Genomic DNA, 16622 nt, shown 5'->3' on the forward strand with positions numbered 1-16622 from the left:
GTCCTGAGCCGGTCGAAGGATCCGGCAGTTTTGCAACAATGCTTCGACAAGCTAAGCATGAACGGAATTCTCTCATGACCGACCCAATCCGTTTCCGCGAAGATGAAGCGCATGAAGAGCCAGCCGTATCGCTCGATGCTTTTCTCGATCAATCTAACGCCACCGCTGTCCGCGTTGAAGCGGGCGAAGACGCGCGCGCGCTCTTGCCCTTCCTGGACCGGCTGGCGCTGATCGAAGTTGATTTTCCCGCATTCGGCGATGGCCGGGGCTATTCCGCCGCGCAGATTTTGCGCGAAAATGGTTATAAGGGCGAATTGCGGGCGAGCGGCGACGTGCTGGTTGACCAGATCGCCTATATGAAGCGCTGCGGCTTTGATGCCTTTGCCCCCGACGCGCCAATTAACCGCCAGGTGATGGAAGCATCACTCGCGCTTTATGACGATGTATATCAAGGAACTAGCGATGGACGTACACCAATTTGGGCGAAACGTCATGGGTGAAGCTGCTCGCAAAATTGACGTGATCGATACGCGCCCTGCCTATACGCAGGCGGATGCCGACGCGCTTAACACCCGGTTTGAAGGCGTTGATACGGTCGCGATGCTTACTGCTCTATTTGACGAACGCCAGCTTGGTGAAGTCGCCGTGGTATCATCCTTTGGCACCGAAAGCGCAGTGTTGTTGCATCTGGTTGCGAGCGTTGATCCGACCATACCGGTGACGTTTGTTGATACGCTCAAGATGTTTCCCGAGACGCTGGACTATCGCGACACTTTGATCCGTCAGCTTGGCATCAAGAACGCCAATGTGGTTCAGCCCAAGCCAGAAGTGCTCGCGGAAAAAGACGAAAACGGCCTGCGCTGGTCGTTTGATCCCGATGGCTGCTGCGAAATCCGCAAGGTGGAACCGCTCGCCCGCGCCAAATCCGGTCTCGATAGCTGGATTTCAGGTCGCAAGGCTTTTCAGTCAGTCACGCGAAACAATATCCCACGCTTCGAAATTGACGACGGGCGCTTGAAAATCAATCCCCTCGGCGATTGGGTGAAGGATGATCTTGAAGCCTATTTCGCAGAGCATGATCTGCCGCGTCACCCACTGGAAGCCCAAGGCTATCTATCCGTCGGCTGCGCGCCCTGCACGTCCAAGGTGTTACCCGGAGAAGACCCAAGAGCCGGGCGCTGGCGCGGCTGGGACAAGACGGAATGCGGTATTCACGAGGACGTGACACCATTGCCGGGTAAGGGTGATGATGGAGCGAATGATCCGATATTTTAGGGTTTGGTTTCGTTGTCACAAATGTCTGTATTGTCCCGATTGTGTTGAAAAACTCCACAACCGATTTTCGTCAGCAACATTTGACCTTGAATAAAGTGACGAGCGCAACAATGATTCACGCGATCAAGCGATGATGAATCAATATTGCTGAAATTGATCGCCAGTCCTGCCAACCCCGAGTTTTTCAACACAATCGCGCCCAAAACGGGCACCCTACCTCAATACCCTTCCGGCGCATCTCCGTACGCCAGATCGCCAAATTTGGTAAACTCGCTCTGGAAGCTCAGCTGGATATTGCCGGTCGAACCCTGCCGGTTTTTCGCGACGATCACGGTCGCCTTGCCGACCTTGCTCTGGTGATCGGTCTCCCACGCGAGATATTTCGCTTTCTGCTCTTCGGTCGAGTTTTCGTCCGGATCATCAGGCTTCACCGCGAGATGATAATATTCATCGCGAAAAATGAACATTACGATATCGGCATCCTGCTCAATCGAACCGGATTCGCGCAAATCCGATAGCTGCGGACGTTTGTCCTCGCGGCTTTCCACCGCACGGCTCAGCTGGGATAGCGCGACCACCGGGCAATTCAGTTCCTTCGCCAGCGTTTTCAGGCCACGGCTGATCTCCGAAATCTCGTTGACGCGGTTGTCGTTGGCGCGGCCGGAGCCTTGCAGCAACTGGAGATAATCGACCACAATCAGGCCGATATCATTGCGCCGCTGCAACCGCCGCGCGCGGGTTCGCAGGGCCGCAATGGTGAGCGCAGGCGTGTCATCAATATAGAGTGGCAGATCCTGCAATTCCCGCGAGGCCAGCGCGAGCCGGTGCATTTCATCGCGGCTGATGCTCCCCATCCGCAGCTTTTCAGAACTAATCTCGGCATTCTCCGAAAGAATACGCGTCGCCAGCTGATCGGCGGACATCTCGAGACTGAAAAACGCCGTCCTCGCACCCAGACTATCTTCCGGTGCAATGCCATCAGCAATATCGCGCATGTAACGGCTGGCCGCGTTAAACGCGATATTGGTCGCCAGCGAGGTTTTACCCATGCCGGGACGTCCCGCCAATATCAGCAAATCCGACTTGTGCAGACCGCCCATTTTGGCGTTGAGGTCCGTCAGACCGGTTGTGATGCCGGAAACCTTGCCGCCGCTGTTAAACGCCCGTTCGACATTGTTCAGCGCTTCCGTCGATGCCATCAGGAACGACTTCACGCCGCCTTCCTGCGCATCGCCTTCCGACACGCGGTACAGCGCCGTTTCGGCTTCCTCGATCTGTTCTTTGGGATCAACGCTCTCGCTGGTATCCAGCGCGCTATCAACCAAAGTGCGCCCCACGCTCACCAGTTCGCGTAACAGCGCGAGATCATAAATCTGGTTGGCAAAATCACGCGCACCGATCAGCCCTGCCCCGTCGCCGGTCAGCTTGGCGAGATAAGACGGCCCGCCGAGGACCTTCATCGCTTCGTCCGCTTCAAAATAGGGTTTCAGCGTAACCGGAGTCGCGACCATATTGCGATCCAGTAGTTTGAGCGCCTGCTCATAGATGCGGCCGTGCAATGGTTCATAGAAATGTTCCGGTCGCAGTCTGATCTGCACGTCTTCCGCCACGCGGTTGTCGATCAGCAGCGCACCAAGAAACGTTGCCTCGGCCTCGACATTGCGCGGCAGGCGCTGTTCACCATCTTCATCATTATCGAAACGCATCAATTGGGCCATGCAGTCCTAATGGCATCATCTCGTGATTCTCGGCAAGAGCTTAGAGGTAAAATTTCAAATCAGGCGGGGAGTGATCTGTGGATGAGCGTTGATAACAATTGCTGCACTGCAAAAACTCTTGTCGAAACGCACCTAGTCCGGCAACAGAGCCTTTCATGACCGATCCGCGCATCATAGAAGTCGATCTCGACGAAGCGACCATCATCTGGCGCAATGCCGATATTGAACAGGAGCGCCGGATTGCGATTTTTGATCTGATTGAGGAAAATCATTTCAAGCCGCTGCGTGAGCATGATGATGGTTACGCAGGGCCATATAAATTGAAACTAAGCGTGCAGGAAGGTCGGCTGGTCATCTCTATCGCGCGCGAAAATGATGAACCTCTAGAGACACTGATTTTGGCACTGGGCCGCTTCCGCAGGCCGGTGCGGGACTATTTTGCGATCTGCGACAGCTATTATCAGGCCATCCGCAAGGCTTCTGCGCAAGAGATTGAAACCATCGATATGGCGCGGCGCGGTGTGCATGATCAGGGGCGGAACTGTTACAGGAACGTCTGGAAGGTAAAATCGATGTCGATTTCAAAACCGCCCGTCGCCTCTTCACATTAATCTGTGTATTACATATCAAAAGTTGATCGATTCCCCCGTCGAGTAACGCACTTAGTATAGTAGCAGGGAATTTGGGTGGCACACCGGGACTATAAGAAAACAGCGATACGCTTTGGGCTAATCACCCTAGCGCTGCTGATCATTGCATTGGTTTTGCGCAACATTGCTGTCGGTTGGGCACCCCCGCGCGATCAATATCCGGTGCAGGGTATTTCAGTCTCGCAAAGCAATGGCGATATTGTCTGGCATATAGCCGGTGCGACCGGTGTTGATTTCGCCTATATCACGGCGACCAGGGGCGCCGATGTGCGTGACGCCAATTTCGCGGCGAATATGAAGGGCGCGCGGGAAGCGGGCATACGATTTGGCGCGCTGCACGAATATTCCTTGTGCAAACTGGCCAGCGACCAGGCCACGCTGTTTGTCACCACCGTGCCAAGGGCCGAGAATATCCTGCCACCTGCCGTCAGGCTGGCTTTTGGGGATGATTGCAACGAACAGCCGGGCCGGGCGCTGGTGCTGAGCGAACTTAACACATTCCTTAATCAGATTGAGGCCCATAGCGGCAAGACCGCAATTATCGCGGTGTCACCCGATTTCGAGGAACTCTATGATCTGGGAAGCGGCATCAATCGTACCTTGTGGCTGGAAGGCAATTTCTTCCCGCCGGATTATGCGACCAAACCGTGGGTGATGTGGCGCGCCTCCGACATGCGGCGGGTCAGCGGCGTTGACGGGCCAGTGAACTGGAATGTTGTGCGACCCTAAGCGCACTTGCCTGACTTTCAAAACAACTTAAGACAGTTTTTATGAGCATACTTTCAGATAAATGGATTCGCGAAAGCGCCCAGTCGACCGGCATGATAGAGCCTTTTGTCGAGGCGCAAAAACGTGATGGCTGCATCAGCTACGGACTTTCCTCTTATGGCTATGACGCCCGGGTTTCCGATGAATTCAAGATATTCACCAACGTCAACAGCGCGGTGGTTGACCCGAAAAAATTTGATTCCAACAGTCTGGTCGACCGCAAGACCGACTGCTGCATCATTCCGCCGAACAGCTTCGCCCTTGCCCGCACGGTGGAATATTTCCGCATTCCGCGCGATGTGCTGGTGATCTGTCTCGGCAAATCCACCTATGCGCGGTGCGGGATCATCGTGAATGTGACGCCGCTGGAACCCGGTTGGGAAGGTCATGTCACGCTCGAATTTTCCAACACCACACCCCTGCCCGCCAAAATCTACGCCAACGAGGGAGCCTGTCAGTTTCTGTTCCTCAAGGGCAACGAACCCTGCGAGACCAGCTACGCGGACCGCGCTGGCAAATATATGGGGCAAAAGGGTGTGACTCTACCCAAACTCTAGGCCATAAGCAGGCATTAATTGATATTATAACCAGACCAACAAGGAGCATCCCCTATGTCCGACGCACGCGAATTTGATGTCATTATTTATGGCGCAACGGGCTATACAGGTCGTCTTGTCGCCGAATATATGGCGAACGAATACGGTGTGGGAGGCGACGCGCCGAAATGGGCGATGGCCGGACGCTCTATCGATAAATTGGAAGAAGTGCGCGACCTTATCGGCGCGCCGAAAGAAACACCTTTGGTTGTTGCAGATTCCGATGATGCCGCCTCAATCGACATGATGGCCAGTCGCGCCAAGGTGATCTGCACGACCGTTGGCCCCTATCAGCTATATGGTGACGAAGTCGTTGCAGCTTGCGTGAAAAACGGTACCCATTATGTTGATCTATGCGGCGAACCCGGCTGGATGCGTGCAAAAATTGACGAGCATCAGGCAGCGGCCGAAAAATCAGGCGCGCAGATTTGTTTCTCTTGCGGCTTCGATTCCATCCCGTTCGATCTTGGCGTGCTGATGCTGCAAAAAGATATGAAGAAGCGCTACGGCAAGCCAGCGAGCCGCGTCAAATGCCGTGTGCGGGCGATGCAAGGCACATTCTCGGGCGGCACTGCAGCCAGTCTCAAGGAAACCATGAAGGCGATCGCGAAAAACCCGTCGCTGGTAAAAATCCTCGCCAGCAGCTTTGGTCTGACGCCGGGATTTGAAGGACCGGATCAACCCAATATGCTGATTCCCAAGCATGACAGCACCATCGACAGCTGGGTTGCTCCGTTCATCATGGCACCGATCAATACGAAGAACGTCCATCGCACAAACTTTTTGGCTGATTTCCCGTATGGCGAAGATTTCCGCTATGATGAAATGGTCGTCACCAGCGCGGGGGATCTCGGCAAGCAAGCTGCAGAAATGATGGCCAAGGCCAATCCCTTGGGCGGCGATGATGCTCCGAAACCGGGCGAAGGGCCAACCAAAGAAGAACGCGAAAACGGCTTTTATGACGTTTTGTTTCTTGGCAAAACCGATGATGGTGAAACCGGCAGCCTCTGCGTCAAGGGTGACAAAGACCCCGGCTATGGCTCGACCTCCAAGATGATTGCGGAAGCCGCGCTTTGTCTCGCACAGGACAAAATCAAGCATGGTGGCGGTGTTTGGACACCAGGCGCGTTAATGGGCAAGAAACTGGTAAAGCGGCTGGAAGCCAAGGCCGGTCTCAGCTTTACGGTTGAAAGTTAAGGCCCTAAAAAAGCCATTCAGCTTGTGTTGATAGATTATATGCAAGGGCGGTATCGGCTCTTGCATATCGTTCATCCCATTCAAATATAGGCCTCCATGTTAAAACGTCTGTTCAGCAAAAAATCCAGGCGCCCATTGGATGAAGCGCGAATTCCTGAGGGCCGCCGCGTCTATGCTATTGGTGATATTCATGGGCGAAATGACCTGCTCAATATCTTGCTTGAAAAAATCGTTCAGGATGACGCTGATCGTGGAGACGCCAAGAGCGAAATTATTTTCCTTGGTGATCTGGTTGATCGTGGCCCCGATAGCGCCGGCGTCATCGAAACTGCCATGCAACTGAAGCAAGACCTTGGCGATGTCCGTTTCCTGATGGGCAATCACGAAGAAGTATATCTGAAGGCCGCCGAGGGTAACGAAAAAGCGGCACGGTTCTTCAATCGTATCGGCGGCAAGGAAACCATTCTCAGCTACGACATTAGTATCAAAGAATATATGGAACTCGACAACGAAGAATTGGCCGCGCGATTACCGGATTTATTTCCCGCTTCCCACGTTGCGTTTATCAATGACTTTGAAGATATGATAATCATCGGCGATTATGCATTTGTCCATGCCGGTGTCAGACCGGATGTTCCGCTTTCCGAGCAAGATCCCAAAGATCTGCGCTGGATCAGAGAAGAATTTCTCGCCGTACGCAAGGCCCATGAGAAAGTTATTATCTACGGCCACACAATCAACGATGACGTGGTAGAAGCGGGCAACCGCATTGGTATTGATACCGGCGCCTATTATACTGAAAAACTGACTGCCATTGGGTTGGAGGGTGACCAGCGCTGGTATATTGATACCGGTGCCTGATCTGGTCTCCGCAAAACAAAAAAAAGGCGGAGCTTATTAGGCTCCGCCGATATTTTTGGGTAGTGAACTAAAAACTACTGATTGGAACGCTTACGCAACCTGCGCTTCCGGTCCGCTGTCTTCCTCGATATCACGAAGAACATAACCGCGACCCCACACAGTCTCGATATAATTTTCGCCGCCACAGGCCAGAGCCAGTTTCTTGCGAAGCTTACAAATAAATACGTCGATGATTTTGAGTTCTGGCTCATCCATTCCGCCGTAAAGGTGGTTGAGGAACATTTCCTTGGTGAGCGTTGTGCCTTTGCGCAGGGACAGCAGCTCGAGCATCGCATATTCCTTACCGGTCAGATGCACGCGATTGCCATCAACCTCGACGGTTTTGGCATCAAGGTTCACGGCAAGCTTGCCGGTACGGATAACAGATTGCGAGTGGCCTTTTGAGCGGCGGACGACTGCGTGAATACGGGCAACCAGCTCTTCACGGTGGAAAGGCTTGGTCACATAATCATCGGCACCAAAACCGAATGAACGCACTTTGCTGTCCATTTCGCTGATACCGGAAAGAATAAGTACTGGCGTCTGCACCTTGGCGACACGCAGCTTTTTCAGAACATCATAACCATGCATATCTGGCAAGTTAAGATCGAGACAGATGATGTCATAATCGTAGAGCTTACCCAGATCGAGGCCTTCTTCACCCAAATCAGTTGTGTAAACATTAAAGCCTTCAGTCGTCAGCATAAGCTCAATCGCTTTTGCGGTTGTTGGCTCATCTTCAATCAACAAAACTCGCATCGGGTAACCCCTTCTCTTAAATCTACTCCCCCCGAACCGGCTATTCTGCCGACCCGATGGATCATTTATTAACCATGAAATAGATGAACGTAAAAGGTTAATTTTGCGTTAAGGCAGGACTCAGCACGAGTCGCGAGGGGTAGTTTGACTCTGTAACCCGCAGAAATGAGTCGTTTCGTGAGTCTGGACTCTGCCGAAAAAAAATTAACTTTTTGTTGTTTTCAATACCCGAAATGCTCTTTTTGATCGAAAACGGGGGTGTTTTTGATCGATCTCGTCCGTAACGAAACCAATTTTAAACTGCGTTTGGCAACATCTCTTAACGGCAACACTGTTGTTATCGTTTCGTTATCGATATGGCCGATGTCATGGTCGAGATTCCCGAAAGCGCAATCACCGAAACCTTCCTGGCCGCATCCGGTCCTGGTGGGCAGAATGTAAACAAGGTGGAAACCGCCGTACAGATGCGGGTCAATATCCGGGCGCTGGACCTCGCGCCCTATGCGTTGCGCAAATTGAAAACCCTGGCCGGCAGTAAAATGACGGTGGGCGGCGAGCTCATATTCACTGTGCGCAAATATCGTACCCGGGAAGCCAACCGGATCGAAGCCCGCAAACGTATCGCAGATATCGTGGAAGAAGCGCATCAACGCGACGCCTACCGCGTAAAGACCCGCCCGAGCCGCGCCGCTAAAGCACGGCGGGTGGATGCAAAGAAGAAAAAATCATCGGTGAAGAAGATGCGCGGGAAGCCGAAGCTGGAGTGAGCGCTGACTTACTCGGGACGCGGATACCAGTTACGGTCTTTTTTAACGACCGCATTTGGGTGGTTTGCTGACCGTCTGCTATTAGGCGGCAAATAGAACAATGCGGTCGTTTCGCCGGCGGCAGATTTGTCTACCACCCGCATTGTTGCTGGTAATCACAAGCCGAACGTGACCCTCACTCTGCCAACGGTTGTGCCATCATCGGTGTAACCGGCGATACCTGCCGAGAGGAATATATTTTCTGTTGCGCGGCCCACTATGGAGGATGAGAAGCCATGTTTTGGAAAAGATTTTTCTGGTTTTGAATGCTGTATGATCTCTGTGAAACAAGCCTTGCTATTAGGGTCCAGACCCATTAACGGGATTCCCAAAGTGATATAATTGTGATTCAATGTCTTGAGCAAGGAGGTATTGGATATGTCTGATTTCTTTTGGTTTTCGGATGAGCAGTGGGCGCGGATTGAGCCGCTTTTGCCGACGAAGACGCGCGGCATACTGCGTGTCGATGACCGGCGCGTGCTTTCGGGGATTGTCCACGCGTTACAAAGCGGCGGGCGCTGGAGTGATTGTCCGCCGGTTTATGGGCCGAAGAAGACACTCTATAACCGCTTCGTACGCTGGGCCGAGCGCGGGATATGGGAAGATATCTTCAGTGCTCTGGCTGGAGCCGAGGGCGTACCAGACAGGCTGTTCATCGACAGCAGTTGCATCAAGGTCCACCGGACTGCCGGAGGCGCAAAAGGGGGCCTTGGCCAATGGTATCGGCCAGACACGGGGCGGCCGGAACACCAAGCTCCACGCCATCTGCGATATAAAAGGAAGACCCTGTGTCCTCCTGCTAACGCCCGGGAACGTGCACGATATGAAGGTCGCCAAGCAGTGTATCGCGGCAATGCCACCGTCTGCTGAACTGGTTGGCGACAAAGGATATGACAGCAATGATCTGCGCGACTGGCTCGCCTCTCGTGGTACCACCGCCGTTATCCCGCCCAAGCGGCATCGCAAGGTCAAACTTGACTGCGATCCCGCCATCTACAAACAGCGCAATGTCGTCGAGCGCATGTTCTGCCGCTTCAAGGACTGGCGTCGTGTCGCAACACGCTTCGACCGCAATATCAAAACCTTTATGGCAACCATCGCCATAGCTGCTACCGTAATCTGGTGGCTATAATGAGTCTGGACCCTAGTATAGTAATGGCGTCTTCTCAGATATTTTGTCAAAGCTCTACTAACATTGATGTTAATTTGATTGCTCATCGAAATTAATGTGCTAAACAATTTTTTCCCGAGGAGAACAAAATGCCGCCAGAAGACGAGGCCAGCGACTTGCAAATTTCCGAAGCGAGAATACAGTCTCATTCCCTCATGGAAGAAGCACTAAAACTTCTCGATCTTGCTGGCGAGCATTTAGTAGCTGCCAAGCTAGATGACACTATTTGTGCCTTGGGTCTCAGGCCTGATTCTGAATTATGAGCGTTATTTTGTGAAATTTGAACCTCATTTTTGGGGTGTTTTGAATGCATAATATAGTCGCAATTCTGCTCCGCTCGAAAAATCAGCCTGAAAGAATTTGGTCAAATATTCCGGCGTCCGTACTTTTAAATAGCGATCAGGTTTGGATACAGAGTGTCTGTTCGCGCGCCAAGAGTTTGTGATTGACAAACGTTCACACAAATCAACATTCCACTGGACTAGGGTCCAGACCCATTAACGGGATTCCCAAAGTGATATAATTGTGATTCAATGCCTTGAGCAAGGAGGTATTGGATATGTCTGATTTCTTTTGGTTTTCGGATGAGCAGTGGGCGCGGATTGAGCCGCTTTTGCCGACGAAGACGCGCGGCATACTGCGTGTCGATGACCGGCGCGTGCTTTCGGGGATTGTCCACGCGTTACAAAGCGGCGGGCGCTGGAGTGATTGTCCGCCGGTTTATGGGCCGAAGAAGACACTCTATAACCGCTTCGTACGCTGGGCCGAGCGCGGGATATGGGAAGATATCTTCAGTGCTCTGGCTGGAGCCGAGGGCGTACCAGACAGGCTGTTCATCGACAGCAGTTGCATCAAGGTCCACCGGACTGCCGGAGGCGCAAAAGGGGGCCTTGGCCAATGGTATCGGTCAGACACGGGGCGGCCGGAACACCAAGCTCCACGCCATCTGCGATATAAAAGGAAGACCCTGTGTCCTCCTGCTAACGCCCGGGAACGTGCACGATATGAAGGTCGCCAAGCAGTGTATCGCGGCAATGCCACCGTCTGCTGAACTGGTTGGCGACAAAGGATATGACAGCAATGATCTGCGCGACTGGCTCGCCTCTCGTGGTACCACCGCCGTTATCCCGCCCAAGCGGCATCGCAAGGTCAAACTTGACTGCGATCCCGCCATCTACAAACAGCGCAATGTCGTCGAGCGCATGTTCTGCCGCTTCAAGGACTGGCGTCGTGTCGCAACACGCTTCGACCGCAATATCAAAACCTTTATGGCAACCATCGCCATAGCTGCTACCGTAATCTGGTGGCTATAATGAGTCTGGACCCTAATATGCCAAGTTAGAAAGCTGGGCTGGTTTCCGGGATTCATTGCCGATTGGCGCTGGACCTTTGCAATCCTTCAATCGGAGTGCCCAGCATGCTGACAACTTCTTGTTCCGCCATTGTTGGGTAAAGGGCAGGATCGACAAACATCTCAGCAAAGGCTGGATATTTAACCGGGTCGAACTTTTCTTTCAACCAATCCATTGCCCTTTTGATACTTGCTGACCCACGGGCACTTACTTGATAGCTGGCAAATAGATCAAACTTGATGGGGATTGGAATATTGATCATTTCCAGATGGCGCGATAGCAAGGCGCTATAAGTGGGCAGGGCTCCGAAGCCGAGTCCAGAAATAATAGACCAGAAATGCACAACACTGGAGTTTGTTCTAATAGACATAATCTTTTCAGCATTTTTCGGCCCCAGGATGAAACCGGAGATTTCACTGTGAACGCCTTGCGCCTCTTGCTCAATATACGTGTGATCAAGAACTTCATTCCAATTTTGCGGATTTCCATTTTTTTGGAGATATTGACGAGATGCAAACAACCTGACGTGGACAGTGGCGATGCGCGCGCAAATCCTGTCGAGATCAGGCTCATCTGAATAGCTGAGGACAATGTCGAAATCCCCTCTATTTTTCCTGTTATAATCGTAGCTAAGATTGAGATCGATTGCGATATCGCCCATTCGATCCTTCAATTCGCCAATGCGCGGACCGAGCCAATGCGTTCCCAATCCCTCTGTGCAACCGATCGAAATTACATTTGGGCGCACCAACACTTCTTGATCGTCAACGACCAACTTTCCAAACTCCTTTGTCCGTTTTGCGACTTCGATGGCCTTCCAGCCGTGAGCAGTGTGCGATACCCCTGTCCTTGTTCGCCGAAATAAGATCTGACCACAATTGGCTTCAAGGCGCTCCAGTCTGGTACGTAAGGTATTGACAGACAAACGTAATTCTCGAGCGGCGGCTCTGATCGCTCCGGTTTTACAGAGAGCCAAAACGATTTCAGCATCTTTCCAATCCATCTGGTAGCTTTTGTGATCCAACCCATGATCAGTGTGGACGGAACTTTGATCCATGTGAGGTTCACGAAATACTGTATTGGAAGTTCGATTAGCCATAAAATCCCCCAATTGGAGTTCTAATGCATTATTCCAACAAAAACCATGAAAACATTCGCCATTTCTCCTCACTGGACCTTCTCGAACGAACGCGAGAGATATCAGAACGCAGTGAAGGTAAGGCCTGGTTACGTATTTCTGGCATCCGCGAGATTGAAGACTATATCGACAAAATCTCGGCAAAAATGGTCATTGCGGAAAAAGACACCGTCAAAGCTGTCTGGCAACATAATCCAAACACGGTGCAATTTGCTGTCGATGAAAATGGTTCAAAATTTGGACTTTTCGCCTATTTGCCACTCACAGAAGTCGGTGCTCTGGCTATCGTAAGTGGAGAGTTTGATGGATTAAGGCCGGATTTGAATTTCATTTGCTCACCCGGACAATCGCCGGTGGCAATATATTGTTGGCTGGTTTGGAGCCCAAAAAGACTGAGTTCTATGTTTGCTGCAATGGCTAGCGATTGGAACACCATTTGTCCGCCAGGATGCTCGTTTTTCACGTGTGGTCATTCGCGAGCCACGGAAAAATTGTGGAAAGCCTGCGGTTTAGAGTCAGCAAAAAAGTTCTATCCGAGTGCACCTGATAATTTGTTAATTGCTCTTCCATCAAAAAATGATCAACCTAAACGTCCTTTGCTCGAAGTGCGGCCTGTGCTTGACTTCAATGATTTCACAAAGGTCATCGCTGTTCGCTCAGCGACATATCTGGCGGAGCAGTTTTGTACCTTTGACGAGGAATTTGATGGCAATGACCTTTGTGCCTCGCAGTTTCTGGGAACTTCCGACGGCGATGCAGCAGGAACCGTCCGAGTACGATATTTCGGCGATTTCTGCAAAGTGGAAAGATTAGCCGTCCGCAAAGAATATCGAAAAAGCAAATTAGCTTATAAACTGGTTCGCGCAGCCCTTGATCACGCCCGCAAAAAAGGTGTTACTAAAGCGTATGGTCATTCAAGGTTTGACCTAGTTCGATTTTGGCGCGTATTTGGATTTCGGGAAATACCGGGCCGTCCGAAATTCAGCTTTGCAAATGTTGACTATGTCGAAATGGAGGCAACCCTTGAACCAATGTTGGACCGTGTTCGCATCGGTGGGGATCCAATGCGAACAGTCCGCCCAGAAGGTAAGTGGGAGGAGATCGGCCCTCTGGAATTGTCAAACCTAAAAGTTGAAGACCATAAATTGGCGTTGATACAGGAGAATACGAGATTTGTCCGAGCGGGAAGAAATCGTTGAGACTGAGTTGAGAGGAAGCAACGTTATCGACCGTTACGCGTTCTAACGGGTAGACAAGTATTTAATTTAAGGGGCACAGCGTGAATCCAATAAAAATCGCTGAACAACTAGTATCAGTTCGTAAGCACAGAAACGAAGTCCTGGGACCCGAAGTCGCGGCTCTTGGTGAATATGGGTGGATTATTCTGCTTGAGCTTTTCGTTTATTATAAAGCCGATAAAGAACTTTCTCTAAGTCGTCTGTTTGCCAACAATGATATTCCAAAGAGTACGGGCATGAGGACGATAAAATGTCTACTTGATTGCGGTATTCTCAAAGAAAAATTTATGTTTGAAAACGAGGACAATTTGTCTGTTGAGCTATCAAGCGAAGCAGCGTCAAAGATGAATGTTGTGCTGAGAGTAGCGCTCCAATCCACAAGTTTTACATAAGTAGTTCATTGCAGCATCGACTAACAACTGCGGGCGACAGCTTTCAGGCAACTCCGGCGGACGCGGGATCGTCCGCTTCTGGGGCGTTCGCTGACAGAAATAATTATGCCGAGCATCACCTGTTGGATGGCAAGCAAATCATTTGGTGGAAGTGATATCGTGATTGCGGTGACAGTCGATAAAATGCGTTCCGCTGTCCTCAGCCGTGCCCATAATCCGGTTCAACAAGCCCAGTGAAGAGTTTTCCAACATTGGTTGTTTTAACTCCAAAGCCCCATTTCCCGGTGCATCTCACCTTTCCCTTTTTCTACTTCCGCCTTCCTGACCTCTTTCGCTTTCCTACTCCATCACTGATCTGCTACCACTTGAATTTAATCATCCCCCCGATACGGATCCCTTATGGAAACCATTGCAATCGCAACCAGCCCTGCATCCAGTGAATTTTACGACGATCTTGTCTCCGCCGCCAAAGCTTTAGTGGATGGCGAAACTGATGCTATCGCCAATATGGCCAATATCTCCGCGCTGATCTGGCAATATGTACCAGACCTCAATTGGGCGGGATTTTATCGGGTGATCGCCGGCGAACTGGTGCTTGGTCCGTTCCAAGGAAAAACCGCCTGCATCCGTATCGCGATCGGCAAAGGGGTTTGCGGGACGGCTGCGGCGAGCGGCGCAACGCAGCGGATTGCCGACGTCCACGCGTTTCCCGGCCATATCGCCTGCGATGCGGATAGCCGGTCGGAGCTGGTCATTCCTTTTACCAAAGGCGGAGAAGTAATAGGCGTTCTTGATCTTGACAGCCCGAACCCGGATCGATTTTCGCAAGCGGATCAGGACGGGCTGGAGCGGTTGATGTTGGCAATTTCAGGCCAGCTCGGTTAACCGGCAAGTTAACGGTTTCTCACCATGCGGGGTTAACAAACCGGTAACTAACCTGCCCCATTTCGAGACATCACATAAAATCACCTCTATTTTACAAGCCCCTAATGGTCAAAGCCCTCAAAAAATGGTAATAAATTGTTAACCATTGAACGCATGGACGCGCCTGTCGCGCGTCTGGAACCAGGGAGTTGTTAACCATGAAGACCCTTTTATTTGCTGGCCTTGCAGGCTTTTTGGCTGCGGCACCCGGCGCAGCAAATGCGGCTGGCGACTCGGCCTTACCACTCTCTGGAGCCGAGGCTCTCGTGGACCTGAGCTTCGCATCACCTGCGGCGCTCGCCTCTGCTAGCCAGGGCGCTAAGACGCCTATGCCCAAAATGGGTGGGCAGAGAATGCGCGGCCAGGGAATGAACGGAATGCATATGGGCGGTCACCAAATGAAGCGCATGGGCCAGATGAATCAGATGCGCGGACATAAAATGAGCGGCCAGCAGATGAAATATGGTGGTGGCAACCGCGGCGGATCATATGTCCGTCAAGGGCGGATGGGCTATGGCAATGGATACAAGCGCCCGCATCGCGGCTTCCAGCTTCCACAGACATTTGTGCAGCCGAGCTATTTCATCGGCAATTTCGGTTATTATGGCCTTAGTCAGCCTTCGGTGGGCTATGGCTGGTCCCGCTATTATGATGATGCGGTTTTGACCGACCGTCGCGGTATTGTTTATGACACGCGCCGCGATATCGACTGGGATAGATATAACCAGGGCTATAACGACGGCTATCAAGCCGGTCAGGCAACCTACGATCAAAACGTGTTTTACGGCGATGATCGCGTTTTAGCATCGCCAAGCGGATACCATAGCGGTGCCTCTTACCAAGGCGACTGGAATGGTGCCTATCGTGAAGATGGCAGCTATCAAGGCGACTGGCAGGGAACCTATCGTAGTGCTGACGGTCGCACCTATGAGGGCGAATATTCCGGAACCTTTATCGGTGAAGGCAATATGACGCCACATTGGGGCAATAGCGCGCAAAGGCCATCGGGCTGCGATATCGACCCCGGATTTAGCCCGGAAGCATGCGGATTTCGGACCGAACCTCCTCGGTACCAAACCTATCCGGATATCGATCGCGGAGACCCTGACGAACTTGCATATCTGGAACGTTGCAAGACGAGTAGCGGCATTGGCGGCGCGGTTGTTGGCGGAGCCATTGGCGCGCTGGCCGGTAACCGGATTGCAGGTCGCGGAAATCGCCTCGGCGGATCGCTTATCGGTGGAGGTCTCGGTGCGGTCGCAGGTGCGGCAATTGATCAAGGGACGGACCGCTGCCGGAAGTTGCTGAAGAAATATGGCTATGATCGCGGCCATCAGGGCAATAACCACCACAGTGGGCAGGTCCAGCATCATACTCGCCCGCACTACCCGCAGGGTTATCCGCAGCAACGTTACCCAAGCGGTTGGCAGGGTGGATATTATTATCCGGCTTATTACTACCAGCAACAGGCTCCAACGATAACAACAATTACCGTTCAGGCCCAGCCTGTCACAACCACGACCACGACGACCTATATCGAGGAAGAAGTGATCTACGAAAAGGCTCATCGGGCCCCATCCAAGAAACTGTATAAACCAGCAGCCAAAAGGGTCTGGAAACCACGCCCAGCGCCGCAGCCCATTTTGAAAGGTTGCCAGCAAGCTCATTGCTAGGCCGTCTGGATTAGATCAAAAAAAACCCGCTAATCGAGAGATTGGCGGGTTTTCTTTTTGTCACA

Annotated in this window: 17 protein-coding genes and 1 pseudogene; 15 read left to right on the forward strand and 3 right to left on the reverse strand. The window is 52.0% G+C overall.

The annotated features are described in order from the left end of the window. The first annotated feature begins 74 nt into the window (after nucleotides 1–74). Both HF685_RS03985 and HF685_RS03990 read left to right on the forward strand, forming a co-directional pair. Nucleotides 75–500: a DUF934 domain-containing protein gene (locus HF685_RS03985; protein WP_168818393.1), complete on the forward strand. Its 426-nt coding sequence runs from the start codon at nucleotides 75–77 to the stop codon at nucleotides 498–500. Continuing rightward, nucleotides 493–1275: a phosphoadenylyl-sulfate reductase gene (locus tag HF685_RS03990; protein ID WP_168821218.1), complete on the forward strand. Its 783-nt coding sequence runs from the start codon at nucleotides 493–495 to the stop codon at nucleotides 1273–1275. The genes HF685_RS03985 and HF685_RS03990 overlap by 8 nt, the downstream gene beginning before the upstream one ends. Before the next feature lie 218 nt (nucleotides 1276–1493). Here the strand turns inward: HF685_RS03990 and HF685_RS03995 are convergent, their stop codons facing one another. Further along, nucleotides 1494–2993, reverse strand: coding sequence for a replicative DNA helicase (locus HF685_RS03995; RefSeq protein WP_168818394.1), 1500 nt, complete (start codon nucleotides 2991–2993; stop codon nucleotides 1494–1496). A 155-nt stretch (nucleotides 2994–3148) separates the two neighbouring features. Here HF685_RS03995 and HF685_RS04000 point away from each other — a divergent pair. From HF685_RS04000 to HF685_RS04020, 5 genes and pseudogenes are all read left to right on the forward strand, one after another. Next, nucleotides 3149–3630 (forward strand): annotated as a pseudogene (locus HF685_RS04000) (UPF0262 family protein). A 49-nt stretch (nucleotides 3631–3679) separates the two neighbouring features. After that, nucleotides 3680–4372, forward strand: coding sequence for a GH25 family lysozyme (locus HF685_RS04005; RefSeq protein ID WP_246218735.1), 693 nt, complete (start codon nucleotides 3680–3682; stop codon nucleotides 4370–4372). 41 nt (nucleotides 4373–4413) lie between these two features. Beyond that, entirely contained in the window at nucleotides 4414–4968 is a 555-nt protein-coding gene (dcd, locus tag HF685_RS04010; protein WP_168818395.1) for a dCTP deaminase, read from the forward strand. A 54-nt stretch (nucleotides 4969–5022) separates the two neighbouring features. After that, nucleotides 5023–6204, forward strand: coding sequence for a saccharopine dehydrogenase family protein (locus tag HF685_RS04015; protein WP_168818396.1), 1182 nt, complete (start codon nucleotides 5023–5025; stop codon nucleotides 6202–6204). 135 nt (nucleotides 6205–6339) lie between these two features. Continuing rightward, nucleotides 6340–7065, forward strand: coding sequence for a metallophosphoesterase family protein (locus HF685_RS04020; RefSeq protein ID WP_343040080.1), 726 nt, complete (start codon nucleotides 6340–6342; stop codon nucleotides 7063–7065). A gap of 90 nt (nucleotides 7066–7155) precedes the next feature. Here the strand turns inward: HF685_RS04020 and ctrA are convergent, their stop codons facing one another. Continuing rightward, nucleotides 7156–7863, reverse strand: a complete 708-nt coding sequence (gene ctrA, locus HF685_RS04025; RefSeq protein WP_168818398.1) for a response regulator transcription factor CtrA — start codon at nucleotides 7861–7863, stop codon at nucleotides 7156–7158. Between the two features lie 356 nt (nucleotides 7864–8219). Here ctrA and arfB point away from each other — a divergent pair, with 356 nt between their 5' ends. From arfB to HF685_RS04045, 4 genes are all read left to right on the forward strand, one after another. Next, entirely contained in the window at nucleotides 8220–8630 is a 411-nt protein-coding gene (gene arfB / locus HF685_RS04030; protein WP_246218736.1) for an alternative ribosome rescue aminoacyl-tRNA hydrolase ArfB, read from the forward strand. A 417-nt stretch (nucleotides 8631–9047) separates the two neighbouring features. Next, nucleotides 9048–9801 (forward strand): IS5 family transposase gene (locus HF685_RS04035; protein WP_168818399.1). Its coding sequence is split into 2 segments (ribosomal slippage): nucleotides 9048–9379 and nucleotides 9378–9801, totalling 756 coding nucleotides; the frame shifts between segments, so codons are not numbered across the junction. Between the two features lie 128 nt (nucleotides 9802–9929). Next, a complete protein-coding gene (locus HF685_RS04040; protein WP_168818400.1) occupies nucleotides 9930–10103 on the forward strand; it encodes a hypothetical protein in 174 nt (57 codons plus the stop codon). Between the two features lie 296 nt (nucleotides 10104–10399). Next, a protein-coding gene (locus tag HF685_RS04045) for an IS5 family transposase (RefSeq protein ID WP_168818399.1) occupies nucleotides 10400–11153 on the forward strand; the annotation gives its coding sequence in 2 pieces (ribosomal slippage) (nucleotides 10400–10731 and nucleotides 10730–11153; 756 coding nt in all). A gap of 52 nt (nucleotides 11154–11205) precedes the next feature. Here HF685_RS04045 and HF685_RS04050 read toward each other — a convergent pair. Continuing rightward, nucleotides 11206–12291: a LysR family transcriptional regulator gene (locus tag HF685_RS04050; RefSeq protein WP_168818401.1), complete on the reverse strand. Its 1086-nt coding sequence runs from the start codon at nucleotides 12289–12291 to the stop codon at nucleotides 11206–11208. Between the two features lie 23 nt (nucleotides 12292–12314). Here HF685_RS04050 and HF685_RS04055 point away from each other — a divergent pair, with 23 nt between their 5' ends. The 4 genes from HF685_RS04055 to HF685_RS16265 all read left to right on the forward strand — a co-directional run bounded on the left by HF685_RS04055 (nucleotide 12315) and on the right by HF685_RS16265 (nucleotide 16557). After that, nucleotides 12315–13529 carry a GNAT family N-acetyltransferase gene (locus HF685_RS04055; protein WP_168818402.1) on the forward strand — a complete coding sequence of 405 codons (1215 nt, stop codon included), beginning with the start codon at nucleotides 12315–12317 and terminating at the stop codon, nucleotides 13527–13529. Between the two features lie 80 nt (nucleotides 13530–13609). Then, nucleotides 13610–13960 carry a hypothetical protein gene (locus HF685_RS04060; protein WP_168818403.1) on the forward strand — a complete coding sequence of 117 codons (351 nt, stop codon included), beginning with the start codon at nucleotides 13610–13612 and terminating at the stop codon, nucleotides 13958–13960. Between the two features lie 399 nt (nucleotides 13961–14359). Further along, entirely contained in the window at nucleotides 14360–14845 is a 486-nt protein-coding gene (locus HF685_RS04065) for a GAF domain-containing protein (protein ID WP_168818404.1), read from the forward strand. 197 nt (nucleotides 14846–15042) lie between these two features. Continuing rightward, on the forward strand, nucleotides 15043–16557 hold the full coding sequence (locus HF685_RS16265; protein ID WP_246218737.1) for an RcnB family protein: 1515 nt from the start codon (nucleotides 15043–15045) through the stop codon (nucleotides 16555–16557). Nucleotides 16558–16622: the final 65 nt, after the last annotated feature.

The organism is Parasphingorhabdus halotolerans (assembly GCF_012516475.1).
Lineage (GTDB): Bacteria > Pseudomonadota > Alphaproteobacteria > Sphingomonadales > Sphingomonadaceae > Parasphingorhabdus > Parasphingorhabdus halotolerans.

Coding starts and splice junctions, on each gene's coding strand:
- HF685_RS04055 (WP_168818402.1), top strand. CDS start 12,315: ATGCATTATTCCAACAAAAACCATGAAAACATTCGCCATTTCTCCTCA.
- HF685_RS04065 (WP_168818404.1), top strand. CDS start 14,360: ATGGAAACCATTGCAATCGCAACCAGCCCTGCATCCAGTGAATTTTAC.
- HF685_RS04040 (WP_168818400.1), top strand. CDS start 9,930: ATGCCGCCAGAAGACGAGGCCAGCGACTTGCAAATTTCCGAAGCGAGA.
- HF685_RS03985 (WP_168818393.1), top strand. CDS start 75: ATGACCGACCCAATCCGTTTCCGCGAAGATGAAGCGCATGAAGAGCCA.
- HF685_RS16265 (WP_246218737.1), top strand. CDS start 15,043: ATGAAGACCCTTTTATTTGCTGGCCTTGCAGGCTTTTTGGCTGCGGCA.
- ctrA (WP_168818398.1), bottom strand. CDS start 7,863: ATGCGAGTTTTGTTGATTGAAGATGAGCCAACAACCGCAAAAGCGATT.
- HF685_RS04015 (WP_168818396.1), top strand. CDS start 5,023: ATGTCCGACGCACGCGAATTTGATGTCATTATTTATGGCGCAACGGGC.
- dcd (WP_168818395.1), top strand. CDS start 4,414: ATGAGCATACTTTCAGATAAATGGATTCGCGAAAGCGCCCAGTCGACC.
- arfB (WP_246218736.1), top strand. CDS start 8,220: ATGGCCGATGTCATGGTCGAGATTCCCGAAAGCGCAATCACCGAAACC.
- HF685_RS03990 (WP_168821218.1), top strand. CDS start 493: ATGGGTGAAGCTGCTCGCAAAATTGACGTGATCGATACGCGCCCTGCC.
- HF685_RS03995 (WP_168818394.1), bottom strand. CDS start 2,993: ATGGCCCAATTGATGCGTTTCGATAATGATGAAGATGGTGAACAGCGC.
- HF685_RS04050 (WP_168818401.1), bottom strand. CDS start 12,291: ATGGCTAATCGAACTTCCAATACAGTATTTCGTGAACCTCACATGGAT.